Genomic DNA, 25645 nt, shown 5'->3' with positions numbered 1-25645 from the left:
TCATGTGGAACACTCCTTATTCCTTGCAGCCGGGATAGATGGTGCAAATACGCCCATCGACCATCTGGAAGGTGCTGAAATCGGTGTAATTACCGTTGCAGTAAGCATGCTGGTCTTCAAAGCCTTTGCCCATGCAGCGCTTCCAGCCGTTGGGTACCTTGACCCAGGTGTCCCCCCAACCGGGCCTTTCTTCCGCGTCCAAATCGATCTTCATCCGCACCGTTTTTCCCGGCAGTTGGTCGAGGGTGTAAGCGGCAAAAGGGCGACCTCGACTGAGTACGCCAAGCTCATCGGTTTTTTTGCAGTCGAGGAGTTTTCGCAGGATGCGTGGCTTGCCCGAGGTGCGGAACATCCACTGACACTGGCCGTAAAAGCGGCTTTCACCGGTTTTGTCGAATGTGCCTTTGTACTTTTCTTCAAGTTCTCCGCGTATGGCCACGGCGGCATAGTCTGAAGCGAAATCCCCGCGGTCTTTGCCATACGCAAAGTAGAGCTCCAGATCGATTTTGCGGATCACCAACGGGCAACCGCGCACGGTTCTGCGAATAGCTATTTCAGAAACGGCCGCGTAGTTCTCACGCCACTGCAGGTTGTACCCCACGGCGGTATTGCGGCCGTCCGGAACACTGCAGGTTTCACCTGTGTCGGGTTCGTATGTGGCGATAGCCTGATAAACAAACCCCGGCGGCAGATCAGCCGTGAAGGTGAAGCTGTCGGGCGGACTCGCCACACAACCCGTCAACAATCCCATGCAGCCCACCCACCCGGCATGTCGAAAAAAACGTTTCACTGCGTTGCCTCTCCAGCCATCGTTTTCACCCAATGGCTCACCCGTTCAAAGTGTTCCAGCGGCGTTTCCCCCGGGCGCACTTGCCACTGCGCGTCAAAGCCGTCGGCCGGCGCTCGCAAGCTGTGAATCAGCAGAAACTCCAGCTGCTGCGGGGTCTGCCAACCCCACTCATCTGCCTGCGCCAGACGTTCGCGCAGCCAGGTTTGCGGTGGCTGTGTGCGGGCGAGGTCGGCGTAGGCCTGTTCGTGTTCGGCCAGCAGGTAGCGATGAGCGTTAAGCTGGCGAATCTCGCGGGTTTGCTCCGCAGGCACGGGTGTTTGCAGCCACGGTGGAGACGCTGGCAGTGGATAGCGCCCGGGCGCCGGGTTGTCGCAGCTTTCCCATTGCGTGTCCTGCCAGTAACACACGCTGAGGGCGGGGCCGAGGTAGGCCGCAATGTCTTCGGTTGGCAGATGCGCCAGTGTCCGGGCCAGCACGCGGTTGTCGTGAAAACGGTACAGCGCCTGATGTGGACGGGCGCCGATAATCAGCCGTTGCTGCCAGTGTTCGACCCACGCGGACAGGGAGGTTTGCGGCAGGCTGAACAGCCATCCCCAGTTGCTCTCCGGACTGGCGAGCAACGGCGCGATGCGCTTGTCGTCGTACCGCTCCAGGGCGAAGACAAACGGCCCATAGTCCGCCAGTTCGGCGGCGGGTGTGTCTTTGTAGAGGATGCGGTAGTGCTCGAAGTCGCTGGTTTGCAGCAGCGTCTGCCGGGTTTCCCGTTGTGGCGGCTGTGAGTCCAGCAGCAGGTACAGGCCATGCCCTGAAGCGAATTGACCGCTCAGCCAGCGGCGCGCAAATGCGTCGTTCATGCGACGTTCTCCCGTGGCAGACAGATGCCATCGCGGCAGGCTTCGCAAAGCGCGCAGAAAGTCGCTCCCATGGCGTTGTTGTGCGCCAGCAGTGCGAGTTGCGTGGACGCCAGCACGGGGGGCAATGGAGATGGGGCCGCCAAGTCGTCGACGCCGTCGGGCATCGCGGCCCGCGCCGACGCAACCGCCTTGGGATTGCCGCCGAGCTGAATGGCACTGCTGCTGAAAATGCCACCGTGACCGATCACCAGATGTTCGCCACCGACCGTGAGGCTGATGCTGTTGCCGGCGTTGAGCACCAGATGATCGCCGGCGTTGAGGTGGATTTGCCGACCGGCCTCGATCGCCTGCAGTTGATCGACCCGGCTATGGCTGTCACCGCTGACGTGCAAGTGGTCGCTGGCATACAGCCGGGTTTTGCGGTCGCCGTGCACGGTGCGCTGTTCTTCGGCCTGCAACATGCTGATGCTGTGGCCCTTTATGGTTTCGTGGCGCTGGTTGCCGACGTCCAGGCGGCTGTCGTTTTCCACCTTGTGTTCGAGGTCGCGCTGGGCGCGCAGGTAAATCAGTTCGCGACCGGCGCGGTCCTCCACGTGCAATTCGTTGAAACCGCCGTTGTCCGGTGAACTGCGTGAGCGAAACACGCTGCGGGTCTTGTGTTCCGGCAGTTCATAGGGCGCCGGGTTGGCGCTGTTGATCAGGCAGCCGCTGACCACCGGGTGATCGGGATCACCGTCGAGAAAACTGACCAGCACCTCCATGCCGACCCGGGGCAGCGTCAAGCTGCCGTGGGCGCTGCCGGCCCAGTTGGAGGCCAGCCGCAGCCAGCAACTGCTGTGGTCGTCGTGGTTGCCTTCGCGGTCCCAGTAGAACTGCACCTTGACCCGCCCGAACGCATCGCAATGGATCTCTTCGTCCACGGGGCCGGTCACCACGGCGGTCTGGCTGCCGAAGATTCGCGGCTTCACGAACGATGGCAGTGGGCGGTAGATCACCTCCCATGGCGTGGCGACGAAATCGTTCCGGTAGCCTTCAACGAAACCGTCGTCTGCCGCGGTGTTCACCGCACTCAGCGTTTCCTCCAGCACTGCGGGCTGTTTGCCGCGATGATTGACTTCGGTCAGGAGCCACAACCCGTTGGTGTCCTCGCAGGGATGCTCACTGATCGCCAGGAAATGACCCGTCACCAGGCCTGGCTGATCGCTTTGGCCCTGGGCCTGCAAGTAGTCGGCGCGATGACTTTCCAGGGCGCGGCGGGTCAATTGCTTGCCCCGCGCGCCGTCGGTGAAGCGCCCGGGGTAGCGATAATCCTCAAGCGCCGGCCGGGCCGCGTCACTGTCGGCGCGGTGAGTGGCCTCTAGCAGAAAGCGGGTCTTGCGAAAGTCGTGATCACGCCGCACGGTTGCCGTGGGGCGGGTTTCCATGCGTACCTCAAAGGCGTTGATCGCTGGTGTCTGGGCAACCATGCCGTTGTCCTGGCGATAGGGTGTGGAGCGCTCCAGCCTGGGAAAGACTGTCTGGTCGTCACCCAGCACCAGCAGGTGTTTTTCGCGACTGTGCTGGAAGTGGTAGTGAATGCCTTCTTCCTGACACAGCCGCTGGATGAAGTGCAGATCCGACTCCGCCTGCACGCAATAGTCGCGTGGCGGATAGTCGGCCCCCAGATGAAACCGGTGCAGGTCACGGTGAATGCCGTTGTCCGCAAGAATCCGAGTGATGATTTGCGGCACGCTCATCTGCTGGAAAATTCGCTGATTGCAGCGATGTTGCAGATACGCCAGACGGGGTACCAGGGTCAGGCTATAGCGCGTCAGCCGTTTGCCTCGATCGCCGCGGGCGATGCGATTGACCACGCCGTGGATACCCTGGCCTTCGAGGTCGAACGCGAGGAATGCCTGTTGGTGCATGAAGCTTTCAAGACGCAGGGCCGCTCGTTCGCTGACCAGTTCAACTTCGAACGCATAGGGCTGGCTGATCGATTCGTGGCCGGTGAAGGAGAGGACCTGCAGGTCGTGTTTAACGTCGTTGAGCAAAAGGTTGAAGCGGGCACGGGTGGTCGACATCCTTTATTCCTTGTCCTGTGACGGGGCACAGGCTCTTGGACGTCGATGCAACGCTTGCACGCCGATCTTCCCTGGTCTGGCGCGCAACAAACGTCTCGGAGCCGGTTTCGTGCAACGCTAACAAGGCCGCCGAAGAAATGATGTCAGACGCTTCCCAAACTGCGGTTACAAAAACACTGGTCGATGCGGATTCCGGCGGGTCAGTTGAAGGACATGCAGAAGTAACCCAGTTGCGGATCCCGCCCCATCGCTGGCACTCGTGACACGAAAATGTCTTCCACTCGCCCGAGTTCCGGCAGCTCCAGTGCGCACAGGCCGTCGACGAACCCGGTCGGCACCAGGCTGTTGAATTCGAGGCAGAAGGGCATGCGCTTGCTGAAGCGGGTTTTCGCGGCGGGGACTTCGTTGAGGTATTCGATGTGGATCGGCAATGCCGTGCCATCAGGCAGGTGCAGCGTGCTTTGCTGTCCGAGCAACGGCTGGACGTGTTGGATCTGAACCGCTTGCAGCATGATCTGACTCCGTTGAAAAAAGACCGACCGGGGGCCGTGAGGCCCCCGACGTTTGTTCAGTTGCGCGAAGGGAACAGCCCGTTCAGGGCAACGCTGAAGTTGACGACCAGAGAGGGGTTGACGATGGATAACGGCTGACTGCCGCCCGTGGAGGAAATGTCCCCGGTGACCGTGGTGGTCAGGCCTTTGATGGGAACCGGTGTGGCACCTTGGGCATCGGAATAGATGTTCGCCGAGCCAGGGCCGCCGCCGGACGCGCCGATGTACGAATTGGTCGCGGTGGGCACGGTCGCCGGATTGCTTGCAGGCACCGCCAGTTGCAGGGCGGTGTTGGCGGAAAGGCCGGTCATCGCGTGGGTGTGGTTGGGCATGTTGGCGATCGTAGCCGTTACGTTTTCCGTGCCATACACCTGACCGATGACACGCGGCGTCAGCCCCTGTCCGTTACCCTGTGCCACGGGTACGCGACCTTGCAGGTTGGGCAACTGAAAATTGGTCGTGCCGTTGCCGCCGTAGAAGGTGCCCAGCAAGGCGAACAATGCCTGGTATTGCGAGATGCTCAGGATTTGTCCGTTGCACAAGGCCCAGCCACTGGGGGCGAAGTTGAAGGCGAACGGTTGAATCGTACCCATAAAGACTTCCATGGTTCCTCATCCTTCTGTTATGTGGTCGGCGCGCCGCGCGTCAGCCTTGCTTGCAGGGCAGGCACACAGGCGGTGCTGATGCCTTGCATTTGCGCGGGCAGGTCACGCCACGCCGTAGCGTAGACCCGGATCAGCGGACTTGCCGGACGTCGTCATGGCCGCGCGTCGACTTCGCCTCTGGCCTACAGTGTGCGCAATGAGTGATGCTGGTTGTGACTCGGTAAATCTGTAAGGGAAGGTTGATGGAAGCGCGTCGCGAGACTCCGCTGGGGGATACCCAGGACCCGTTTGCCGCACCGAATGCCGGTGTCCGGCGTCTATGGCGCTGGGCTCGCCAGCAGTGGCTGATACCGATTCTGTTGTTGGCGACGGTGGTGCGTTTTTATGACCTGACCGCTGCCGCGATCTGGGGCGACGAAGGCTCAAGCCTGCTGCTGGCGCGCTATTCGCTGACCGGCATTTGGCAGCACGCGGCGTTTGACGTGCATCCGCCGCTGTATTTCATGCTGCTGCACGGCTGGATCGGGTTGTTCGGTGAAGGCATCCTGTCGATTCGCAGCCTCAGCGCTCTGGCCGGCATCGCCACGGTCGGGCTGGGTGTCTGCCTGGTCGATCGCCTGGCCACCCGCCGCGCCGCGATCATCGCCGGGGTGCTGCTGGCGTTGCTGCCGACGGCGGTGCGCTACAGCCAGGAAGTGCGCATGTACTCGCTGCTCGGCCTGCTCCTGATCGGTTCTACACTGGCGCTGATCTGCTGGGTCAGGCGCCCGCAGCGCCGGCGGTATCTGCTGATCTATGCATTGTTGATGAGCGCCGCGTTGTACACCCACTACTTCGCAGTGCTGGCGGCGCTGAGCCATTGGGTGTATCTGGGGCTGATTCGCCTGCTGCCGGGTTATCGCCTGCGGCATATCCAGCGCAAGGACTGGTGGCTGGCCAATCTGGGCATTGTCGTGCTCTACCTGCCGTGGTTGCCGAACCTGCTTGATCTGACGCAACACATGGAAGAACTCAAGGTCGGTGGCGATGTGGGCTGGGAAGATCCGGTGACCCTGTCCTCACTGCCGTCGATGATCTGGCTCTGGTTGATCCAGGACGACGGCGAGCATCTGCCGTTGCTGCTGTTCTGTGGTGTACCGCTGGCCTTGCTGGCGCTGGCGGGCGTGGCGGTGGCCCGCGACCGCAGCGTGAACCATGGCAGCGTCTTGCTGGCGCTTTACACCGGTATGCCGTTGTTGCTGGTGTTCGCGGTGTCCTTCATCAGCCCGGTGTTCATCGAGCGTTACCTGACAGCCTATGCGCTGGGGTTGCCGATGCTGGCGGCGCTGGCCATTGATCGGTTGTATCGCCGCGCTCGTGTGCTGGCGGTGGCGATCCTGGTGTCATGGGTCGGGGTTGAGCTGGTGGGGGGGAACACCAACGCCACGGTCGACCCGCACGATCAGTTCAACGTCATGGTCGATTACATCAACCGGCATTTCGTCAGCGGTGACCGGATCGTCACCAGCGACATGCTCTGGTACCTCAGTTACGTCTACTACAACCGCACTGACGCTCAGGTGCGTCTGTATACCCCACCCGCCGCCGATGGTCGTTCGACGCGTCCGAATCACTACGGTTTCGGCACCCTGGTGTCCGGGGAGGTCTACCTGGACCGACTCGATGACCTGCCCAAGGGCGGTGCCCGGGTCTGGTTGATCGGCGATCTGGACGGGGACGTGCCTGATCCATTCCGCCCCTTGCCGACGACCTGGCAGCTGCGTGATCAGACCCATGCCGGTGGCGCAAATGCGCGACTTTTTTCGTTGACCACTGATAACGGGACGACGGAGAAATGACTTAAACGCTTCACCATTTTTTTCGCGATTAAAACGGGCTTTAATAGTCCGCTTTGCTCTATTTTGATATCAAAACACTACTAGTCGAAAGGGTATTGTTGGACTACGCTCGTCGGACAAAAGGACTTACAAAGTAGGGTGAAGGGATTGCAGCAGTTCCACTTTATCTCCGGCTTGCCGCGCTCAGGTTCCACCCTGCTTTCTGCGATTCTTCTGCAGAACCCGCGCTTTCATGCCGGCATGACCAGCCCGGTCGGCGCGCTGTTCTCCGGTGTCCTTGAACAATGCAGCGCCGGCAGCGAATTCGGCGCGGTGATCGACACCGACATGCGCCGCCGCCTGCTGCGCGGACTGTTCGATGCCTACTACGCCGACAAGGCTGACAAACCGGTGGTGTTCGACACCAACCGGCAGTGGAGTTCGCGCCTGCCGGCCATCAGCGATCTGTTCCCCAAAGCCAAAGTCATTGCCTGCGTGCGCAACGTCGCCTGGGTGATGGACAGCCTGGAACGGTTGTACCGCGCCAATCCTTATGAAAACACCAAGCTGTTCGGCGATGCTGTCGAGCGCAACACCGTCTACAGCCGCTGCGAAACCCTGGCCCAGCGCAATCGTCTGGTCGGTTTTGCCTGGGCGGCGCTCAAGGAAGCCTATTACGGCGAGCACGCCGATTCGCTGCTGATCGTCGATTACGACTTGTTGACCCAGGCCCCGGAGCGGGTGCTGCGGCTGGTCTACGACTTCATTGGCGAACCCTGGTTCGAGCACGACTTCGAACACCTGGCCTATGACGCGCCGGCGTTCGACCAGGCGCTGGGTGTGGCCGGGCTGCACAAGGTCAAACCCAAGGTTGCCCTGCAGTCCCGGCGCACGATTCTGCCGCCAGACCTGTTCAAGCAATACGCCGATCTGTCCTTTTGGCTCGATGGCTCAGCCAGCGCTGCCAATGTGATTCGTATGAAGTCCGACGCCGCGATCAGTTGATCGCGGCGTTTTCATTGATGCGTTTACAACTGTTCGAGTCCGGGTGAGCAACATGTGGTGGAGCAAGCAAAAGTCGCGGGTAACCGAAGGCCAACGGACGCTGGCTGCGCCGCTGATCATGTCGCTGGAACCGCGCATGCTGTTTGACGGTGCCGTCGCGGCCACGGTCGCTGATACCGCCGCCCAGGCCGACAGTCATCCCGCAGCCGACGCGGCCAAGGCACCGACGGCCGATCATCCGGTGGCCAGCAAAGACACCCACGGCCAGGCCGATGCCACGCCGGCTGCCAGTCCTGTGGCGGTACCGGGCCAGAGCGTGGTGTTCGTCGATGCCCGGGTCAAGGAGGCCGACAGCCTGCTCAAAGGCGTTGCTCCCGGCGCGCAAGTGGTCAAGCTTGATGCCAGCAAGGACGGCTTGCAGCAGATCGCCGATTATCTCGACCAGCATTCGGGCGTCAGCTCGGTGCAGATCATCGCTCACGGCAACGCCGGTGACCTGTGGCTCGGCAACAGTTACCTCTCGGCGGACAACGTCGCGCAGCGCAGTGCGCTGCTGGCGGACATCGGCAAGGACATGAACGTTGGCGGCGACATCCTCATTTACGGCTGCTACACCGCCGAGGGCGACCGAGGCCTGAGCTTCGTCGACTCGCTGGCACAATTGACCGGCCGCGATGTGGCCGCCTCGAACAACCGCACCGGCGTGGGCGGCGACTGGGATCTGGAAATCGCCACCGGCAAGATCGAGAGCGCCAACGTGTTGTCGACCCTGTCGATGAGCGAGTACCAGTGGGGCCTCGCCACCTGGACCGCCACCAACAATGCCAACACCGGGGTCGGCTCGCTGCGCGCAGCGCTGGCGTCGGCGCAGAACGGCGACATCGTGACCTTCAGCAGTGGCATGACGGTACAGCTCACCTCTGAACTGCTGATCAACAAGAACATCACCGTCGATGGCGACCTGAACAACGACGGGGTGGCGGACGTCACCCTCGATGGCCAGTACCGGACGCGGGTGGTGGAAATCACCTCCGGCAGTACGGTGACACTTGATGGTCTGGTAATCACTCGCGGACTGGTTTCGGGTAACGGCGGCAATGGCGGCTACGGGGCGACCGGCGCCATGGGCGGCGGCATTTTCAACGCCGGCATCCTCACGTTGAACAATGTCACGGTGACCAGCAACGCGGCGGCCGGTGGTGGCGGTGGCGGTGGGGTCACCGGTGCGTACTACGGCGGTGGCGGCGGCGGTGGCGGCGGGCTTGGCGGTCAAGGCGGAGGCCATGGCGGCACGGCCGGGCCGGGCACCGGCACCCTCGGCGGGCAGGCCGGCAGCGGCGGCGTCGGCGGTTACGGCGGTGGCTACGACGCGACGCACATGGGCGGTCGCGGTGGCAGCAGCACCGGTGGTGCCGGCGGGTTGGGCGTTTCCTACTACAGCAACGGTGGCAATGGCGGCACGGCCAACAACGGCACGATTTCCATCGGCGGTGGCGGTGGCGGGGCCGGTTGGGACAAGGTCGGCGGCGCAGGCGGCAATGCTGCTGGCGGTATTTACAACGCCTCGACCGGGACTCTTAAAATCGTCGGGACGTCGGTCATCAGCAACAACATCGGTGCCGGGGGCGGTGGCGGCGGTGGTGGTGGGCTCGGCAGCAACGCTTCCAACGGTGGCATTGCCGGGCGTGGTGTCGGCGCCATCTGGAACCAGGGCGGCACGGTGCTGATCACCGCCGCCAACTTTGCCGCCATCAGCGGTAACGCCGCCGGCAGCGGTGCCGGTGGTACGGCATCGGGCGGCGGCACAAACGGTACTTCGCCGACCGCAGTCGCGGCGATCTTCAACAACGGCGGTACGCTCAACACGGCTTATGTTGAGCCACCGACCGCGACCATCGTGATGGCCGACACGGCCCTGAAAATCGGCGAAACCTCGCTGGTGACCATTACCTTCAGCCGGGCGGTGAGCGGTTTCACCAACGCCGACCTGACCATTGCCAACGGCACGCTGACAGCGGTCAGCAGCAGCGACGGCGGTCTGACCTGGACCGCGACGTTCACTCCGACCAACAACCTCACCGACGCGACCAACCTGATCACCCTCGACAACACCGGGGTGACGGCGATCAGCGACGGCGTGGCGGGCGTCGGCACCACCAGCTCGGTCAACTACGCAATTGATACCGCGCGCCCGACCGTGACCATCGTGATGTCCGATACGGCGTTGAAGATCGGCGATACCTCGCTGGTGACTTTCACCTTCAGTGAAGCCGTGACCGGTTTCACCAACGCCGACCTGACCATCGCCAACGGCACGCTGAGCGCGGTGAGCAGCAGTGACGGCGGCATCACCTGGACCGGGACCTTCACTCCGACCGCCAGCATCAACGACACCACCAACCTGATCACCCTGGACAACACCGGTATCGCCGACCTCGCTGGCAACGCCGGCAGCGGCACGACGGATTCGGCCAACTACGTGATCGATACCCTGCGCCCGACCGCGACCATTGTGGTCGCCGACACCAATTTGGCGGCCGGTGAAACCTCGCTGGTGACCATCACCTTCAGCGAAGCGGTCAGCGGCTTCACCACCGCCGACCTCACCGTAGCCAACGGCAGCCTGAGCGGTCTGAGCAGCAGTGACGGCGGCATCACCTGGACCGCCACGCTCACCCCGACCAGCAACATCACGGACACCACTAACCTGATCACCCTGGACAACACCGGGGTCGTTGATCTGGCCGGCAATGCCGGCAGCGGCACCACCAACTCCAACAACTACGCCATCGACACTGCGCGGCCGACCGCGACCATTGTGGTGGCCGACAACAACCTGCGGACCGGTGAAACCTCGCTGGTGACCATTACCTTCAGCGAAGCGGTCACCGGTTTCACCAACGCCGACCTGACGATTGCCAACGGCACCTTGACGGCGGTCAGCAGCAGCGACGGCGGCATTACGTGGACGGCGACCTTCACGCCGACCGCCAGCATCACCGACGCGACCAACCTGATCAGCCTGAACAACGCCGGCATCGCGGATCAGAACGGCAACGCCGGCACCGGGACCACCGACTCCAACAATTACGCCATCGATACTGTGCGCCCGACCGCGACCATCGTGGTGGCCGACAACAACCTGCGGATCGGCGAAACCTCGCTGGTGACCATCACCTTCAGCGAAGCGGTGACCGGCTTCACCAATGCCGACCTGACCATCGCCAACGGCACGATGAGTGCGGTGAGCAGCAGCGACGGCGGCATCACCTGGACCGCGACGTTCACGCCGAGTGCCAGCGTCACCGACACCACCAACCTGATCACCCTGGACAACACCGGCATCGCCGACCTGGCGGGCAATGCCGGCAGCGGTACCACCGATTCCAACAACTATGCGATCGACACCCAGCGTCCGACTGCAACGATTGTGGTCGCCGACAGCAATCTCACGGCCGGTGAAACCTCGCTGGTGACCATCACGTTCAGCGAAGCGGTGAGCGGTTTCACCAACGCCGACCTGACCATCGCCAACGGTAGTTTGACGGCGGTGAGCAGCAGCGACGGCGGCATCACCTGGACGGCGACCTTCACCCCGAACGTGGGCGTCAACGACGCCACCAACCTGATCACGCTGGCCAACACCGGCATCGCCGACCTGGCGGGCAATGTCGGCAGCGGCACGACCAACTCCAACAACTACACCATCGACACCGTGGTGCCGACCGCGACCATCATCATTGCCGACAACGCGCTGAAAATCGGCGAAACCTCGCTGGTGACCATCACCTTCAGTGAAGCGGTGACGGGTTTCACCAATGCTGACCTGACGATTGCCAACGGCACGCTCAGCGCGGTGAGCAGCAGCGACGGCGGCATTACCTGGACGGCCACGTTCACGCCGACCACCAACATCACCGACGCCACCAACCTGATCACGCTGGACAACTCCGGCGTGCAGAACCTGTCGGGCAATGTCGGCGGCGGCACTACCGATTCGAACAATTATTCGATCGATACCGTGCGTCCGACCGCCACCATCGTGGTCGCCGACACCGCGCTCGGCGTCGGCCAGACCAGCCTGGTGACCATCACCTTCAGCGAAGCGGTGAACGGTTTCACCAACGCCGATCTGACCATCGCCAATGGCACGCTGAGTGCGGTGAGCAGCAGCGACGGCGGCATTACCTGGACGGCTACTTTTACTCCGGCGGCAGGCATCACCGACACCACCAACTTGATCACTCTGGACAACACCGGCATCGCCGATCTGGCCGGCAATGCCGGCAGCGGCACCACCGATTCCAACAACTATGCGGTCGACAATCAGCGTCCGACGGCGACCATTGTCATGGCCGACAGCGATCTGCGTCCCGGTGAAACCGCGTTGGTGACCATCACCTTCAGCGAAGCCGTGACCGGATTCGACAATGCCGATCTGAGCGTCGCCAACGGCACCCTGAGCAACGTTTCGTCGAGCGACGGTGGCATCACCTGGACGGCCACGTTCACGCCGAACATTGGCGTCACCGATCTCACCAACCTGATTGTCCTGAACAACACCGGTATTACCGACCTGGCCGGCAACACCGGCACCGGCACCACCAGTTCGGCCAACTATCAGGTGCAGACTCAGGTGCCGACCGCCACCATCGTGGTTGCCGACACTTCACTCAAGGCCGGGGAAACCTCGCTGGTGACCATCACCTTCAGCGAAGCGGTGAGCGGTTTCGACAACAGCGACCTGACCATCGCCAATGGCACGTTGAGCAATGTCAGCAGCAGCGACGGTGGTGTCACCTGGACGGCGACCTTCACCCCGACTGCCAATGTCACCGACGCGACCAACCTGATCAGCCTGAACAATGCCGGAGTGACCAACGTCTCAGGCAACAGCGGTACCGGCATCACCGATTCCAACAACTTCGCCATCGACACCGCGCTGCCGACCGCCACCATCGTGGTCGCCGACAACCGCCTGGGCATCGGCGAAACCACCACCGTGACCATCACCTTTAGCGAGGCGGTGAGCGGTTTCGATCTGTCGGACATCAGCGTCGCCAATGGTGCGCTGTCGAGCCTGGCCAGCAGCGACGGCGGTGTGACCTGGACCGCGACCTTCACGCCAACGGCTAACGTCAACGACCCGACCAACCTGATCCTGATCGACACTGCCGGCGTCCAGGATCTGGCCGGCAACCTCGGTGCGAGCATCGCCATCTCCAACAACTACATCCTCGATGCAACCCGTCCGAAGCTGAACATTGTGGTCGCCAATCCAAATCTGGGCATCGGCCAGAGCACCACGGTGACCTTCACCTTCAGCGAAGCGGTGAATAATTTCGACCTGTCCGATCTGAGCGTGACCAATGGCGACCTGAGCAGCCTGAGCAGCAGCGATGGCGGCAAGACCTGGACCGCGACTTTCACCCCGACCGCGAACGTGACCGACCCGAGCAACTTCATCGCGCTGGACACCAGCAACGTCACCGACCTGGCGGGCAACGCCGGCAGCACCGTGGCGGTGTCGAACAACTACGCCCTCGACAGTGAGCGCCCGACCGCCACGGTCGTGGTTGCCAACCCGAATCTGGGTGTCGGCCAGACCTCGCAGGTGATCATCACCTTCAACGAAGCGGTCAGCGGTTTCGACCTGTCGGACCTCAGCGTGGCCAACGGCATCTTGTCCAACCTGAGCAGCAGCGACGGTGGCAAGACCTGGACGGCGACCTTGACGCCGACCGCCAACGTCAACAGCGCCAGCAATGCGATCAGCATCAACACGGTCGGGGTCAGTGACCTGTCGGGCAACAGCGGCAGCAGTGTCAGCAGTTCCGGCAATTACGTGATCAACACGGTGCCGGTGGTGCCTGTGCCTCCTGTGACACCGACTTCTCCGCTGATCGTGGTAACGCCCGATCCGGAATTCCGCAGCAGCGATCCGGTCGCGCCGCCACCACCGCCGAATGTTCCGCTGCAACCGCTCATCTTCACACCGCCCACCGGTGACCTCGGCTCACCGCTGACCTTTGCGCCGTTGTTCGAACAACGGGTGATCGGCAACGGCATCCGTCCGCTGGGTGACATTTTCATCAACCGCGGCGCCCTGAGCCCGAGTTTCATCGCCCAGGTTTTCACCAGCAGCGACAGCGGCGGTGATGGTTCCGGCCATGGTTTCCTCGGGTTTGGCGGTGGCGATGGCGGCGTGTTCGGCAGCAGTACGTTGTCGAGTCTGTTCCATCAGGACAGCGCCGCAGAGCGCGATTCGCTGAATGCCTTCGACCGTCATTCGATCACGGGCGGCGATATTTCCCAAGGTTTGCGCGGAGTGTTCGGCGCGCCGACCCTGGGCCAGCAACTGCAACAGATCAAGGACAGTGAGCAGCACCGGGTCGACAACCTGGCGGCGGCTCTGCAACAGGTCGGTATCAGCGAAATGCAGGCCTGATAACACACACAACAACTCAATATGCGCAGCACCCAGGGGCGATGCAGGGATGAAGAAAAGTCAAAAATTGTTCGGCGCCAGCCTGCTGGCGCTGGCAATCAGCGGATGTGCAGTGACCAGTGAACCGATCGAACGCAGTGTCAGCGAACAACGGGCCAAAGCCGATCTGCAAAGCATGTACAAGGGCCAGGAACCGCTGAGCGGTCCGCTGACCCTGCACCAGGCGATGGCCCGCGCGGTGAAATACAACCTCGAAGGGCGCTTGAAAATCATGGAGGAAGCGCTGGCCAAGCGGCAGCTCGACCTCGCCAGCTTCGACATGCTGCCGCGCATGGCGCTGGATGCCGGTTACGTCGGACGCAACAATGTCAGCGCCTCCAGCAGCCAGAGCGTACGCACCGGCACCCAGTCCCTGGAACCGTCGACCTCGCAAGACCGCGACCGCAACGTCGCCGACCTGACCATGGTCTGGAACGTCCTCGACTTCGGCGTCAGCTACATCAACGCCAAGCAACAGGGCGACCAGCGCCTGATCGTTCAGGAACGCCGGCGCAAAGTGATCAACACCATCGTGCAGGACGTGCGCTCGGCCTATTGGCGGGCGATGGCGGCCGAACGTCTGCTCAAACAGATCGACAGCCTGATGGCCCGGGTCGACACCGCCCGGCGCAACAGCGAAAGCATGAGCGAGCAGCGCATCGGTGATCCGGTGCAGTCCCTCGGTTACCAGCGTTCGCTGATCGAAGCGACCCGGCAACTGGAAGAGCAACGCCGGGCGCTGTCGCTGGCGAAAACCGAACTGGCGACCCTGATCAACCTGCCACTGGGCACCAACCTGACCCTGGCCACCGATGACGGTTATCAGATTCCGGAACTGAAGGTCGATCTGAGCAAACTCGAACAGGAAGCCCTGACCAGCCGTCCGGAACTGCGCGAGCAGGATTACCAGACGCGGATCAGCGCCGCCGAAACTCGCAAGGCCATGCTGCGTCTGCTGCCAGGTCTGGAGTTCTCTGCTGGCGGACATTACGACAGCAACTCGTTCCTGGTCGAACAGGGCTGGGCCGATTACGGCGTCAAAGTCACCTGGAACCTGTTCAACGTGATCTCCGCCCCGGCGGCCATCGACGTGGCCAAGGCCGGCGAAGAAGTCGCCACCGCACGCCGTCAGGCGATGTCGATCGCGGTGCTGGCGCAGCTGTATGTGGCCAATGCCAACTATCAGGAGGCGCTGCGTCAGTTCAAGACCAACCAGCAACTGTCGGACATCGACGGGCAGATCGTCGGTCAGTTGCGCAATCGGCACCAGGCCGCCGGCATCGGCGAGCTGGAGTTGATTCAGGGTGAACTGAACAACCTGCAAGCGGATCTGCGCCGTGACCTGTCGTACGCCGATCTGCGCAATGCCTATGGGCAGATCTTCGCCAGCGCCGGCCTCGATCCGCTACCGGATCAAGTGCAATCCACGGCGGTGCAGTCGATCGCCACGGCCCTGGCCAATCGCGAATCGGCCTGGGCGTCGGGGGATATCTCGGTGCCAGTGGTGGCGCATGCCGGCGCCAAATAATCTGCAGGCGCCCCTCGCCAGCATCAGCCGCAGGCAGCGCGAGGCCCGCAACGGCCATCGCGGTGCTTTACCCAAGGCATGAGCCGCCCGATATGTTCTCGTCTGCCAGTGGCGGTGGACCTGCCGCTGCTGTTGCAGGCGCTGCAGGCGATTGCCGAAGAGGCATGGCGCGGCCACTTCAATACGGACTACTTCACGGGCGACTGGAGCGGCGTGGCGCTGATTTCGGCTGCCGATGCTCTGAGCGAGTTAGCCCCCGGACGCGGTTTACCGTTGCGTCGCACACCGTGGTTGCGTGATGAACGCTGGCAGAGGGGGCTGCGCGAGCTGGCGCTGGATATCGTCAGCGCACGCCTGCTGCGACTAGGGCCGGGCGGGCGAATTCATGAGCACCGTGATTACGATCTGGAGGGCCCGGACGCCGATCTGCGCCTGCACATTCCGTTGCTCAGCCCGCCCGCCGCAGACTTCTGGCTCGAGGGTCAGCGTGTGCCGATGACGGCGGGGGAGTGCTGGTTTCTCGATCTCGCTCGTGCGCATCGTGTGGATAACTTCGACACGTCGGCACGGATTCATCTGGTGCTCGATTGCCGACCCGGCGCGTGGCTTGCGCAGAAAATCGTCGAAGGTGTAACCGACACCCCCGCAACGCAACGGCCAGACTCGGCGTTGCAGCAATTCCAGCGATGGGTGGCGGGCGATGCCACGTTGGCGGCGACGTTGCAGGACATGACGGACCCCGAATTATTCATCGAGCGTACGCTTGAGCTGGCCGCCGAACACGGCTTGCCCTTCTCCCGGGAAGAGTTGCGTGCGGCGATGCGCCAAGGACGTCGGCAATGGAACGAGCAATGGAGCGGCTGAGTTTCGACGGCTGGCTGCCGATCCGGGTATGGCCGGTTGCGGGGCTTTGGCAGGTCGATTGGTGCTGGTTCGGTGATACGCCTTTGCAGCAGCCGTTTTTTCGCGATGCGGTCGAGGACGCGCTGCGTTTGCCGTTCAATCAGGCCTTTCGGCGCCAGACGCCGCTGTCGGCGCTGACGCAGTGGCACAGGCAAAGCCCGGGACTGGCCCCGAGTGCCTTTATCCTGCACGCCTCGCGTTGCGGTTCGACATTGATCAGCCAGATGCTCGCGCGGCTGCCCGATCACATCGTGATTTCGGAGCCTCCCGCGCTGGATGCGTTGTTGCGCAGTGATTTGCCGGCGGCTGAACGCCGGGCGGCCATCGTCGGCCTGCTCTCGGCCTATGGGCAACGCCGACGTGGTGTCGAGCAGCGTCTGGTGGTCAAACTCGATGCCTGGAACATCGGCGAATGGCCGCCGCTGCAAGCGTGCTTTCCCGACACACCGTGGCTGTTCCTGTATCGCGACCCGCTGGAGATTGCCGTTTCCCACCTGCGTCGCCCGGGCATGCACATGGTGCCGGGGATGCTTGGAGACTGTGTCCTGGACGACGGATTGCCGTTTGCCGGCCGTGAGGACTTCATCGCGCGGCGGCTGGGGCGTTTGTTCGAGGCGGGGTACATCCATTGTCGCGATGGCAGCGGTCTGGTGGTGAACTACAGCGAATTGCCCGAGGCCATGGCGGGCCGGTTGGCAGGGTTTTTTCGCTTGAACGCCGAGCAGTGTCAGCGGATGTTGGCGGCGACCTCGCAGCACGCCAAGCAGCCGTCACAGCGCTTTTTCGCCGATGGAGAAGACAAACGCCGTGAGGCGTCGTCGCAGTTGCAGGCACAAGTACAACGTTGCGCGGCTGCGCCCTACGCGGCGCTGGAACGTTTGCGCCTGCTCAAGCCTTGCCCGACAAGTCCGCCATCCCTTTAAACAACTCGATCGGCAACGGAAAGACAATCGTCGAACTCTTGTCACCGGCAATCGAACTCAAGGTCTGCATGTAGCGTAACTGCATGGCGCCGGGTTGGCGGCCGAGCATTTCGGCGGCCTGCATGAGTTTTTCCGAGGCTTGCAGTTCGCCTTCGGCGTGGATCACCTTGGCCCGGCGTTCACGTTCGGCTTCGGCCTGTTTGGCGATGGCACGGACCATCGATTCGTTGAGGTCGACGTGCTTGATCTCGACATTGGCGACCTTGATGCCCCAGGCGTCGGTCTGGGCGTCGAGCACCTGCTGGATATCGATATTCAGCTGCTCGCGTTCGGCCAGCAGTTCATCCAGTTCATGTTTGCCGAGCACCGCGCGCAGGGTGGTCTGCGCCAATTGGCTGGTGGCCGAGAGAAAGTCTTCGACCTGAATGATCGCCTTCTGCGGGTCGAGCACGCGGAAGTACAGCACCGCGTTGACCTTCACCGAGACGTTGTCGCGGGTGATCACATCCTGCGGCGGTACGTCGAGGACCACGGTGCGCAGGTCGACCCGGACCATTTGCTGCACCACCGGAATCAGCAGGATCAGCCCTGGGCCCTTGACCTGCCAGAAGCGCCCGAGCTGGAACACCACGCCGCGCTCGTACTCACGCAGGATGCGGAAGGTCGACCCGGCGAGCGCAATGACCAAAAGCAGCAGTGCAACAAAACCGATTTGCAAACCCATGATCACTCTCCGTGTCGCACCGCGTCAGTCGCGGCGACTTTCAGCAATAAGCCCTTGCGCCCGATCACGCGCACCGATTGCCCGGTGTGCAAGGGTGTTGAGCTGTGCACTTGCCAGTGTTCACCCTGCAAATGCACCCAGCCGTTGTGGGCGTTTTCCGCTTGCACGGTGGTCACCGCCGTCACGCTGCCGACCAGCCCGGCGTCGCCGCTGACGGCGTGGCGCGGGCGGGTTTTCAGGGCGCGGACGATCAACGCGATCAGCAGCAGAGCGCTGAGCAGGCCGAGGCCGATGATCATCGGTACCGGCACCTCGGCGTTGCTCAGGATCAGCGCGCCGATGACGAACATGATGATCCCGCCCAAGCCGATCACCCCGTAGTTGGGCAGCGCGGCTTCGGCGATCAGAAAGGCAATGCCAAGGGTGATCAGCCACAGGCCGACCGGATTGACCGCCGTCAGCGGGACGTCAGCCGCGAGGGCCGGGCCGCTGGTCAGCAGTATCAGAAAAAACAGACAACATCGGCTGTTCACGTGACCCTCCGGGAGAGTCATGGGGGTGTTTCCTTAAGTCTAGTTGAGCTTGGCGCTGAATGAATTCTGCTCAATGAGCAGATGTGTCCAGTGAGCCGATTTCCCTTCGCCTGAGCCTTGCCGAACTAGACTCAGCAGAACAGGCACAACGTTCCGCGTGACACCGAGGTGCAGCATGCGTATGGCAAAAAAAGTGCAAAGCAGCCTGAACCGGGCGCATTGCGAATATGACATCGTGGCCCACCGCCACTCCGCCAGCAGTCTGGAAACCGCACGGGTTTCCGGGGTGCCCGCCGAGCGCGTGGCTAAGTCGGTGATTCTCGACGACCACCACGGGCATTACCTGATGGCCGTGCTGCCAGCCAGCCGGCACCTGGATTTGAGCAAAGTGCGCAGCCGCGGCGAATGGCAGATCACCCGGGAAAGCAACCTGGCGCACATCTTCGATGACTGCGAACGCGGTGCGGTGCCGCCGCTGGGTGATTCCTACGGCCTGGACATGGTCATCGACCCGCTGCTGACCCGGCAGAAAGACATCTACCTGGAAGCCGGCAACCACAACTACCTGCTGCACATGAGCATGCCCGAGTTTCTGAAAATGGTGCCGCATGCCGAGGTGCGGGAGTTGAGTCATTAGGACTTGTAGCGTTTTTGCCGACGCCTTCGCGAGCAGGCTCGCTCCTCCAGGTTGATCGAGTTCCCCCTGTGGGAGCGAGCCTGCTCGCGAATAATCTCCCACCCACCGCATTCTTGAAGGAGCCCCCCATGGAGCAGCCCACCCACAGCCTGCCGTCCCTGTTCAAGCAACTGGGCCTGGACAGCGACCCGACCAGCATTGACCAATTCATCGCCACCCATTCACCGCTCAAACCCGAGCTGCACCTGGCGGACGCGTTTTTCTGGAGTAAAAGTCAGGCGGATTTCTTGCGCGGCGAGATTCTTGATGATGCGGATTGGGCGGAGGTGGTGGATCAGTTGGATGTGTTGTTGCGCAAGGGGCGGGAGGGATGACTATTTGGCAACCATTTAGCGGCTGATCGTTTTTTTGCGGTTGTCTGAAAGTTCTAAATAGACCAATATTACGACCTCAATTGAGGTCTTTTATTATGCAAAGTGTTCTTGCCGATATGGCGGTCAGTGTTTCCGAATTGAAGAAAAATCCGTCAGCAGTGTTGAGTGGCGCACATGGTGGTGCTGTGGCTGTGCTGAACCATAATCGCGTCATGGGTTACATGGTGCCAGCCGATGTTTACGAAGCCATGATGGAGCGGCTTGATGATTTGGAACTGGCCGAGATCGTCCGTTCCCGCAGTCATGAAACACCCATTTCGGTAAGCCTGGATGACCTATAAGCTCGAATTTCTGCCATCTGCTCATAAGGAGTGGAACAAGCTGGGTCATACGTTGCGAGATCAATTCAAGAAAAAGCTCGCTGCAAGGTTATCGCTACCAAGGGTATCGGCTGATGCGCTTCATGGAATGCCTGACTGCTACAAAATCAAACTGAAGGCTTCTGGTTACCGTCTGGTCTATCAAGTGATAGATGAGCGAATCGTCGTTTCGGTAGTCGCTGTGGGAAAACGCGAGCGCAGCAGTGTCTATGAGAAAGCCAAAAAACGCTGAGTCGTCCAGACCTCGGCGTTTTTTTCTTCCCTGACAACCTATTTGTTTCAAAACTTGACTGAAATTCCCCGCCAATGCGATATTGATAGTTAGCAAACTAACAGTGTGCATTTTCCCGTGCCGAATTCCCTCGACGCTCTCCAGATGAACATCAGCAGTGCCATGGTGGTGGCCGCCAGGCATTGGCGGAAGATCTGCCAGACCACGCTGGTCAACTATGGAATCTCCGAAGCCTGCGCCGTGCCGTTGTTGATGATCGGGCGGTTGGGCGAGGGCGTGCGTCAGGTGCAGGTGGCGCAGGCGGCCGGGATGGAGAGTCCATCGCTGGTGCGTCTGCTCGATCAGTTGTGCCACGCCGGCTACGTCTGCCGCACCGAAGATGCGCAGGATCGCCGGGCCAAATGCCTGAGCCTGACCGACACCGGCCGTGAACTGGTGCAAGCGGTGGAAATCGAACTGGTGCGTCTGCGTCATGAAGTGCTCGAAGGCATCGACCAGAGTGATCTGGAGGCTACGCTTCGAGTACTGCGAGCTTTTGAGGCGGCCAATCCGCCTGTGGTGATCAATTCTTGAACGGTTTTTTCTCTGGCATCCCGCCTGCCCGTGACTGGTTTTACGGGGTCCGCACCTTTGCAGCGTCGATGATCGCGCTGTACATCGCCTTGCTCATGCAAATGCCGCGTCCGTATTGGGCGATGGCCACGGTGTACATCGTCTCCAGTCCGTTTCTCGGCCCGACCAGTTCCAAGGCGCTGTACCGCGCCATCGGCACCTTTCTCGGGGCGGCGGCGGCGGTGCTGTTCGTGCCGATGTTCGTGCAGAGTCCGTACGTGTTGGTGGTGGTGATTGCCTTGTGGACGGGGATTTTGCTGTTCCTGTCGCTGCACCTGCGTACCGCCAATAACTACGCGCTGATGCTGGCCGGTTACACATTGCCGCTGATTGCCTTGCCGACCGTGGATAATCCGCTGGCGGTGTGGGACGTGGCGGAAGCGCGGACCGAAGAGATTTTTCTCGGCATCGCCGTGGCGGCGGTGGTCGGCGCGATGTTCTGGCCGCGGCGTCTGGCGCCGGTGTTCAACGACGCAGTGGGCAAGTGGTTCGCCGACGCCACCACCTACAGCCTGAAGTTTCTCAGCCGCGACGTACAGCCTGAACAGATCGCCACGCTGCGCATGGCCATGGTCGCCAATTTCAACAGCCTCGAATTGATGATCGGCCAGTTGCCCCACGAAGGCGCCCGGCCGCAAACCGTGCGCAACACCAAGGAACTGCGCGGGCGGATGATCCACCTGCTGCCAGTGATCGACGCTCTGGAAGATTCGCTCTACGCGCTTGAACGGCGCACACCGGAACTGGTGGAAAAGTTTGCCCCACTGCTGACCGCAACCCGCGAATGGCTCGGCCATAACGACGCTGATCTGGCGCGTTGGCAGGCGCTCAAGGATCAACTCCAGGCCCTGCAGCCAAGCTGCGAGGCGCTGGAAGATCGCAAGCAATTGCTGTTCTCCAACGCGATTTATCGCCTCGGTGAATTCATCGATCTGTGGCAAGACTGCCGCAGTTTGCAGGACGCGATTCTCTGCGAGCGCCAGGACAGCTGGCGCGCGGTTTACCGGCACTGGCGCCTCGGGCGGCTGACGCCATTTCTCGACCGCGGGATGATGCTGTATTCGGTGGCCTCGACCGTTCTGGCGATCATCGTCGCTTCGGTGCTGTGGATTCTGCTCGGCTGGCCGGACGGTGGCAGCGCGGTGATTCTGGCGGCGGTAGCGTGCAGTTTCTTCGCCTCGATGGACGACCCGGCGCCACAGATATATCGGTTCTTTTTCTGGACCGGGATGTCGGTGCTGTTCGCCAGCCTTTACCTGTTTCTGATTCTGCCGAACCTGCACGATTTCCCGATGCTGGTACTGGCGTTTGCGGTTCCGTTCATCTGTGTCGGCACCCTGACGGTGCAGCCACGCTTCTTCCTCGGCATGCTCCTGACGCTGGTCAACACCTCGTCGTTCATCAGCATTCAGGGCGCGTACGACGCGGACTTCTTCGCCTTTGTGAACTCCAACCTGGCCGGCCCTCTGGGCCTGTTGTTCGCGTTTATCTGGACCCTGATCGCCCGCCCGTTCGGCGTCGAGCTGGCCGCCAAACGTCTGACCCGCTTCAGCTGGAAAGACATCGTGCGCATGACCGAACCGGCCAATCTGGCCGAACATCGGCATCTGGGCGTGCAGTTGCTCGATCGTCTGATGCAGCACTTGCCGCGTCTGGCCATGACCGGCCAGGACACCGGGATTGCCATGCGTGAAGTGCGTGTCGGCCTGAACCTGCTCGATCTGCTGGCCTATACCCCGCGGGTGGAAGGGGCGCCGAATGCCCTGCTGCAGCAAGTGGTGGCTGAGGTCGGTGAGTATTTCCGCGCTTGCCTCAAGGCCGGCGAACGCTTGCCGGCACCGAGTCCTTTATTGATGACCATGGATCGCGCCCGCCGCGCCCTCAAAGGCCACGGCGACGAAGAAACACGGCTAAACCTGTTGCATGCCCTGAGCGGTTTGCGTCTGGCGCTGTTGCCCGGCGTGGAATTTGTCAGCACGGGCGATGCCGAAGAACCGCTGCCCGATGGAGCGCCCCTATGATTGGTGATCTGGATATCAGCGGCATTTTCCTGCCGACCCTGCTGGTGTTGATGGGCATCACCTATGTGTTGTTTGTGCTGGTGCATGGCGTGCTCACGCGCCTGCACTTTTACCGTCTGGTCTGGCACCGGGCATTGTTCAACGTGGCCCTCTACGCCGTGATGCTGTACGGCGTGGACTCACTCAGTCGATACCTGATGACATGAAAAAACCGTTTCTGACTATCGGTCGCGTGGTCCTGACCCTGCTGATCGTGACTTTCGCCGTCGTCCTCGTCTGGCGCATGGTGATGTATTACATGTTTGCGCCGTGGACCCGTGACGGCCACATTCGCGCTGACATTATTCAGATCGCCCCGGACGTGTCCGGGCTGATCCAGCAGGTCGAGGTCAAGGACAACCAGTTGATCAAACGCGGCCAGGTGCTGTTCAGCATCGACCAGGACCGCTTCAAACTGGCCCTGCGTCAGGCTAAAGCGGCGGTCGCCGATCGCGAAGAAACCCTGGCCCAGGCGCAGCGTGAAGCCAAGCGTAACCGTGGTCTGGGCAATCTGGTGCCGGCCGAACAACTGGAAGAAAGCCAGTCGAAAGTTGCCCGCGCACAATCGGCGCTGGCCGAAGCGCTGGTGACGGTGGACAGCGCGCAGCTCAATCTGGATCGCTCGGTGATCCGCAGCCCGGTGGACGGTTACGTCAACGACCGTGCGCCGCGTGTGCAGGAATTCGTCACCGCCGGGCGTCCGGTGTTGTCGGTGGTCGACAGCAACTCTTTCCATATCGACGGCTACTTCGAAGAAACCAAACTCGATGGCATTCATGTCGGCCAGTCGGTGGATATCCGTGTGATCGGCGACAAGGCCAGGCTGCGCGGGCATGTTGAAAGCATTGTCGCCGGTATCGAAGACCGCGACCGCACCAGCGGCAACAACCTGCTGCCCAACGTCAACCCGGCGTTCAGCTGGGTGCGGCTGGCGCAGCGGATTCCGGTGCGCATCGCCTTTGACGAGGTGCCGGAAGACTTCCGCATGATCGCCGGGCGGACCGCGACCGTGTCGATCATCGACGACAAAACGCAGGAGCCCGCGCAATGAACAGGGCCCTGATGATCGCCGGGTTGGGCCTGATGCTCTCGGCCTGTCAGATGGTCGGGCCGGACTATCAGCTGCCCGCTGACGCGGCGGTGCAGCGCAAGGATTTTCAGGGCGAACTGGCGGTGGACGGCAAACCAGTGGTGTCGGCGCCGGTGCCGGCGGACTGGTGGCGGCTGTATAAGGATCCGCGACTGGATCAACTGGTGCAGCAAGCCATGGCGTCAAACACTGATTTGCGCGTAGCGGCGGCGAATCTTCAACGGGCTCGCGCGCAAGTCGATGAAGCCGAAGCGGCGGGTGGCTGGAGTGCAGGCGTGAAGATGGGCGCGCAGCGTTTGCAGGAATCCGGGCAGGCGTTCTTGCTGCCGGAAAAAGTCCCGGTCGACAACGTCGGCGATATTGGCATCAGCGCGTCTTATCAGTTCGATCTGTGGGGCACCCTGCAACGCGGTATCGAAGGCGCGAAGGCTAACGCCGATGCGACGCAAGCAGCGGCTGACACCGCACGCATCACTTTGGTGGCCGACGTGGTTCGCGCCTACACCCAGGTGTGCGCGGCCAACGAAGAGCGGGAAATTGCCCAGCATTCCCTCGACCTGCAATCGCAGAGCACCACGCTGATCCAGCGCCTGCGCGATGCCGGGCGTGGTGATGAAACCCAGGTCACCCGATCGCAAACCCAATTCAAGTCGTTGCGCGCCGACCTGCCGCGCTATGAGGCAGCGCGTCAGGCCGGGTTGTTCCGCCTGTCGATGCTGCTGGCCAAACCGGTCGAGCAATTGCCGGCCGGTACCGCCACTTGTGCCGAACTGCCGAAAATTGCCCAACTGGTGCCGGTGGGCGACGGTGCGGCGCTGCTCAAGCGTCGTCCCGATATCCGTCAGGCGGAACGTCGCTTGGCGGCCTCGACAGCGGGCATCGGCGTCGCCACGGGCGAGCTGTATCCGGACATCAGCATCGGCGCGACCATCGGCACCGTCGGTCTTATTGACGACTTGGGCGATCCGTCGACCAACCGCTGGGGCTTCGGCCCGTCGTTGAGCTGGAAGGTGCCGACCAACGGTGCCCGTGCGCGGATCCGTGAAGCCGAGGCCAACACCCAGGCCGCACTGGCGCATTTCGACGGCGTGGTGCTCAACGCCATCCGCGAAACCCAGACCGGTCTGGCCCAGTACAGCGCACTGCTGCAACGCCGCGACGCCCTGGCCGATGCCGAGCAGTCGGCGAAACTGGCAGCGGACCAGACCCATCGCTTTTTCCAGGCCGGGCGCGAGTCGTTCCTCGCCGACCTGCAGGCGACCCGCACCTACACCGATGTCACCGCACAACTGGCCGCCGCCAACACCCAGGTTGCCATGAGCCAGATCGATTTGTTCCTCGCCCTCGGTGGTGGTTGGGAAAGCGGACGAACGCAAGCCTCAAGCACCAGCAAACCCTGAAGCCGTTGCTATGCTTTGAAGTGTTGAAAGGGTGCCCCGTGCAACGCACCCTTTCAGCGCACATTGCTAGCGCTGGT

The 25645-nt window shown here is 62.0% G+C and carries 22 protein-coding genes and 1 pseudogene; 16 read left to right on the top strand and 7 right to left on the bottom strand.

Annotated features, from left to right (window positions below; translation table 11 throughout):
* Positions 1–16: 16 nt before the first annotated feature.
* The 5 genes from ACM6HV_RS13775 to ACM6HV_RS13755 form a co-directional block, all read right to left on the bottom strand.
* The gene (locus ACM6HV_RS13775) at positions 17–790 is read right to left on the bottom strand and encodes a hypothetical protein (protein ID WP_414904448.1); all 774 of its coding nucleotides are present in this window, start codon (positions 788–790) and stop codon (positions 17–19) included.
* Entirely contained in the window at positions 787–1644 is an 858-nt protein-coding gene (locus ACM6HV_RS13770) for a DUF4123 domain-containing protein (protein ID WP_414904447.1), read from the bottom strand. The genes ACM6HV_RS13775 and ACM6HV_RS13770 overlap by 4 nt, the downstream gene beginning before the upstream one ends.
* Entirely contained in the window at positions 1641–3707 is a 2067-nt protein-coding gene (locus tag ACM6HV_RS13765) for a type VI secretion system tip protein VgrG (RefSeq protein ID WP_145595688.1), read from the bottom strand. Before ACM6HV_RS13765 ends, ACM6HV_RS13770 begins: the two co-directional genes overlap by 4 nt.
* Positions 3708–3907: 200 nt before the next feature.
* Entirely contained in the window at positions 3908–4219 is a 312-nt protein-coding gene (locus tag ACM6HV_RS13760; RefSeq protein WP_145595689.1) for a DUF6916 family protein, read from the bottom strand.
* Positions 4220–4275: 56 nt separating this feature from the next.
* Positions 4276–4863 (bottom strand): tail fiber protein, encoded by a 588-nt coding sequence (locus tag ACM6HV_RS13755; protein ID WP_145595690.1) that lies wholly within the window; start codon positions 4861–4863, stop codon positions 4276–4278.
* 242 nt (positions 4864–5105) lie between these two features.
* Here ACM6HV_RS13755 and ACM6HV_RS13750 point away from each other — a divergent pair, with 242 nt between their 5' ends.
* The 7 genes and pseudogenes from ACM6HV_RS13750 to ACM6HV_RS13720 all read left to right on the top strand — a co-directional run bounded on the left by ACM6HV_RS13750 (position 5106) and on the right by ACM6HV_RS13720 (position 17526).
* Positions 5106–6701 carry a glycosyltransferase family 39 protein gene (locus ACM6HV_RS13750; protein ID WP_414904446.1) on the top strand — a complete coding sequence of 532 codons (1596 nt, stop codon included), beginning with the start codon at positions 5106–5108 and terminating at the stop codon, positions 6699–6701.
* A gap of 138 nt (positions 6702–6839) precedes the next feature.
* Positions 6840–7685 carry a sulfotransferase family protein gene (locus ACM6HV_RS13745; protein ID WP_047290731.1) on the top strand — a complete coding sequence of 282 codons (846 nt, stop codon included), beginning with the start codon at positions 6840–6842 and terminating at the stop codon, positions 7683–7685.
* Between the two features lie 52 nt (positions 7686–7737).
* Positions 7738–14133, top strand: coding sequence for an Ig-like domain-containing protein (locus tag ACM6HV_RS13740; protein WP_414904445.1), 6396 nt, complete (start codon positions 7738–7740; stop codon positions 14131–14133).
* Positions 14134–14182: 49 nt separating this feature from the next.
* A complete protein-coding gene (locus tag ACM6HV_RS13735) occupies positions 14183–15700 on the top strand; it encodes a TolC family protein (protein WP_414904444.1) in 1518 nt (505 codons plus the stop codon).
* A pseudogene (locus ACM6HV_RS13730) lies at positions 15684–15764 on the top strand (adenylyl-sulfate kinase); the annotation flags it as partial. The gene ACM6HV_RS13735 and the pseudogene ACM6HV_RS13730, both read left to right, overlap by 17 nt.
* A gap of 14 nt (positions 15765–15778) precedes the next feature.
* On the top strand, positions 15779–16564 hold the full coding sequence (locus ACM6HV_RS13725) for an aspartyl/asparaginyl beta-hydroxylase domain-containing protein (RefSeq protein ID WP_414904443.1): 786 nt from the start codon (positions 15779–15781) through the stop codon (positions 16562–16564).
* Entirely contained in the window at positions 16552–17526 is a 975-nt protein-coding gene (locus tag ACM6HV_RS13720) for a sulfotransferase family protein (protein WP_414904475.1), read from the top strand. Before ACM6HV_RS13725 ends, ACM6HV_RS13720 begins: the two co-directional genes overlap by 13 nt.
* Here the strand turns inward: ACM6HV_RS13720 and ACM6HV_RS13715 are convergent.
* Both ACM6HV_RS13715 and ACM6HV_RS13710 read right to left on the bottom strand, forming a co-directional pair.
* Positions 17492–18250 (bottom strand): slipin family protein, encoded by a 759-nt coding sequence (locus tag ACM6HV_RS13715; protein ID WP_414904442.1) that lies wholly within the window; start codon positions 18248–18250, stop codon positions 17492–17494. The two genes, ACM6HV_RS13720 and ACM6HV_RS13715, sit on opposite strands and share 35 nt — an antisense overlap.
* A gap of 2 nt (positions 18251–18252) precedes the next feature.
* Positions 18253–18804, bottom strand: coding sequence for an NfeD family protein (locus ACM6HV_RS13710; protein ID WP_145595695.1), 552 nt, complete (start codon positions 18802–18804; stop codon positions 18253–18255).
* Between the two features lie 154 nt (positions 18805–18958).
* On the opposite strand from ACM6HV_RS13710, the gene ACM6HV_RS13705 reads away from it, so the two are divergent.
* From ACM6HV_RS13705 to ACM6HV_RS13665, 9 genes are all read left to right on the top strand, one after another.
* The gene (locus tag ACM6HV_RS13705; RefSeq protein ID WP_047290739.1) at positions 18959–19420 is read left to right on the top strand and encodes an aminoacyl-tRNA deacylase; all 462 of its coding nucleotides are present in this window, start codon (positions 18959–18961) and stop codon (positions 19418–19420) included.
* 128 nt (positions 19421–19548) lie between these two features.
* On the top strand, positions 19549–19794 hold the full coding sequence (locus ACM6HV_RS13700) for a DUF2789 domain-containing protein (protein WP_414904441.1): 246 nt from the start codon (positions 19549–19551) through the stop codon (positions 19792–19794).
* Between the two features lie 95 nt (positions 19795–19889).
* Positions 19890–20135 (top strand): type II toxin-antitoxin system Phd/YefM family antitoxin, encoded by a 246-nt coding sequence (locus ACM6HV_RS13695; RefSeq protein ID WP_414904440.1) that lies wholly within the window; start codon positions 19890–19892, stop codon positions 20133–20135.
* Entirely contained in the window at positions 20125–20406 is a 282-nt protein-coding gene (locus ACM6HV_RS13690; RefSeq protein ID WP_414904439.1) for a type II toxin-antitoxin system RelE family toxin, read from the top strand. Before ACM6HV_RS13695 ends, ACM6HV_RS13690 begins: the two co-directional genes overlap by 11 nt.
* A gap of 144 nt (positions 20407–20550) precedes the next feature.
* Entirely contained in the window at positions 20551–20979 is a 429-nt protein-coding gene (locus tag ACM6HV_RS13685; RefSeq protein WP_007961473.1) for a MarR family winged helix-turn-helix transcriptional regulator, read from the top strand.
* On the top strand, positions 20976–23039 hold the full coding sequence (locus tag ACM6HV_RS13680) for an FUSC family protein (RefSeq protein ID WP_414904438.1): 2064 nt from the start codon (positions 20976–20978) through the stop codon (positions 23037–23039). The genes ACM6HV_RS13685 and ACM6HV_RS13680 overlap by 4 nt, the downstream gene beginning before the upstream one ends.
* Positions 23036–23245, top strand: a complete 210-nt coding sequence (locus ACM6HV_RS13675) for a DUF1656 domain-containing protein (RefSeq protein ID WP_007957657.1) — start codon at positions 23036–23038, stop codon at positions 23243–23245. The genes ACM6HV_RS13680 and ACM6HV_RS13675 overlap by 4 nt, the downstream gene beginning before the upstream one ends.
* The gene (locus tag ACM6HV_RS13670; RefSeq protein ID WP_041070994.1) at positions 23242–24129 is read left to right on the top strand and encodes an HlyD family secretion protein; all 888 of its coding nucleotides are present in this window, start codon (positions 23242–23244) and stop codon (positions 24127–24129) included. Before ACM6HV_RS13675 ends, ACM6HV_RS13670 begins: the two co-directional genes overlap by 4 nt.
* Positions 24126–25568 carry an efflux transporter outer membrane subunit gene (locus ACM6HV_RS13665; protein WP_414904437.1) on the top strand — a complete coding sequence of 481 codons (1443 nt, stop codon included), beginning with the start codon at positions 24126–24128 and terminating at the stop codon, positions 25566–25568. The genes ACM6HV_RS13670 and ACM6HV_RS13665 overlap by 4 nt, the downstream gene beginning before the upstream one ends.
* Positions 25569–25645 lie beyond the last annotated feature (77 nt).

Origin of the sequence: Pseudomonas sp. IT-P260, from assembly GCF_949768395.1 — a bacterium.
GTDB classification, from domain to species: Bacteria; Pseudomonadota; Gammaproteobacteria; order Pseudomonadales; family Pseudomonadaceae; genus Aquipseudomonas; species Aquipseudomonas parakoreensis.
This window is presented reverse-complemented; position numbering and strand designations above follow the sequence as displayed.

Coding starts and splice junctions, on each gene's coding strand:
- ACM6HV_RS13715 (WP_414904442.1), bottom strand. CDS start 18,250: ATGGGTTTGCAAATCGGTTTTGTTGCACTGCTGCTTTTGGTCATTGCG.
- ACM6HV_RS13760 (WP_145595689.1), bottom strand. CDS start 4,219: ATGCTGCAAGCGGTTCAGATCCAACACGTCCAGCCGTTGCTCGGACAG.
- ACM6HV_RS13670 (WP_041070994.1), top strand. CDS start 23,242: ATGAAAAAACCGTTTCTGACTATCGGTCGCGTGGTCCTGACCCTGCTG.
- ACM6HV_RS13740 (WP_414904445.1), top strand. CDS start 7,738: ATGTGGTGGAGCAAGCAAAAGTCGCGGGTAACCGAAGGCCAACGGACG.
- ACM6HV_RS13720 (WP_414904475.1), top strand. CDS start 16,552: ATGGAGCGGCTGAGTTTCGACGGCTGGCTGCCGATCCGGGTATGGCCG.
- ACM6HV_RS13725 (WP_414904443.1), top strand. CDS start 15,779: ATGAGCCGCCCGATATGTTCTCGTCTGCCAGTGGCGGTGGACCTGCCG.
- ACM6HV_RS13735 (WP_414904444.1), top strand. CDS start 14,183: ATGAAGAAAAGTCAAAAATTGTTCGGCGCCAGCCTGCTGGCGCTGGCA.
- ACM6HV_RS13705 (WP_047290739.1), top strand. CDS start 18,959: ATGCGTATGGCAAAAAAAGTGCAAAGCAGCCTGAACCGGGCGCATTGC.
- ACM6HV_RS13765 (WP_145595688.1), bottom strand. CDS start 3,707: ATGTCGACCACCCGTGCCCGCTTCAACCTTTTGCTCAACGACGTTAAA.
- ACM6HV_RS13770 (WP_414904447.1), bottom strand. CDS start 1,644: ATGAACGACGCATTTGCGCGCCGCTGGCTGAGCGGTCAATTCGCTTCA.
- ACM6HV_RS13710 (WP_145595695.1), bottom strand. CDS start 18,804: ATGACTCTCCCGGAGGGTCACGTGAACAGCCGATGTTGTCTGTTTTTT.
- ACM6HV_RS13685 (WP_007961473.1), top strand. CDS start 20,551: ATGAACATCAGCAGTGCCATGGTGGTGGCCGCCAGGCATTGGCGGAAG.
- ACM6HV_RS13700 (WP_414904441.1), top strand. CDS start 19,549: ATGGAGCAGCCCACCCACAGCCTGCCGTCCCTGTTCAAGCAACTGGGC.
- ACM6HV_RS13675 (WP_007957657.1), top strand. CDS start 23,036: ATGATTGGTGATCTGGATATCAGCGGCATTTTCCTGCCGACCCTGCTG.
- ACM6HV_RS13750 (WP_414904446.1), top strand. CDS start 5,106: ATGGAAGCGCGTCGCGAGACTCCGCTGGGGGATACCCAGGACCCGTTT.
- ACM6HV_RS13665 (WP_414904437.1), top strand. CDS start 24,126: ATGAACAGGGCCCTGATGATCGCCGGGTTGGGCCTGATGCTCTCGGCC.
- ACM6HV_RS13695 (WP_414904440.1), top strand. CDS start 19,890: ATGCAAAGTGTTCTTGCCGATATGGCGGTCAGTGTTTCCGAATTGAAG.
- ACM6HV_RS13690 (WP_414904439.1), top strand. CDS start 20,125: ATGACCTATAAGCTCGAATTTCTGCCATCTGCTCATAAGGAGTGGAAC.
- ACM6HV_RS13755 (WP_145595690.1), bottom strand. CDS start 4,863: ATGGAAGTCTTTATGGGTACGATTCAACCGTTCGCCTTCAACTTCGCC.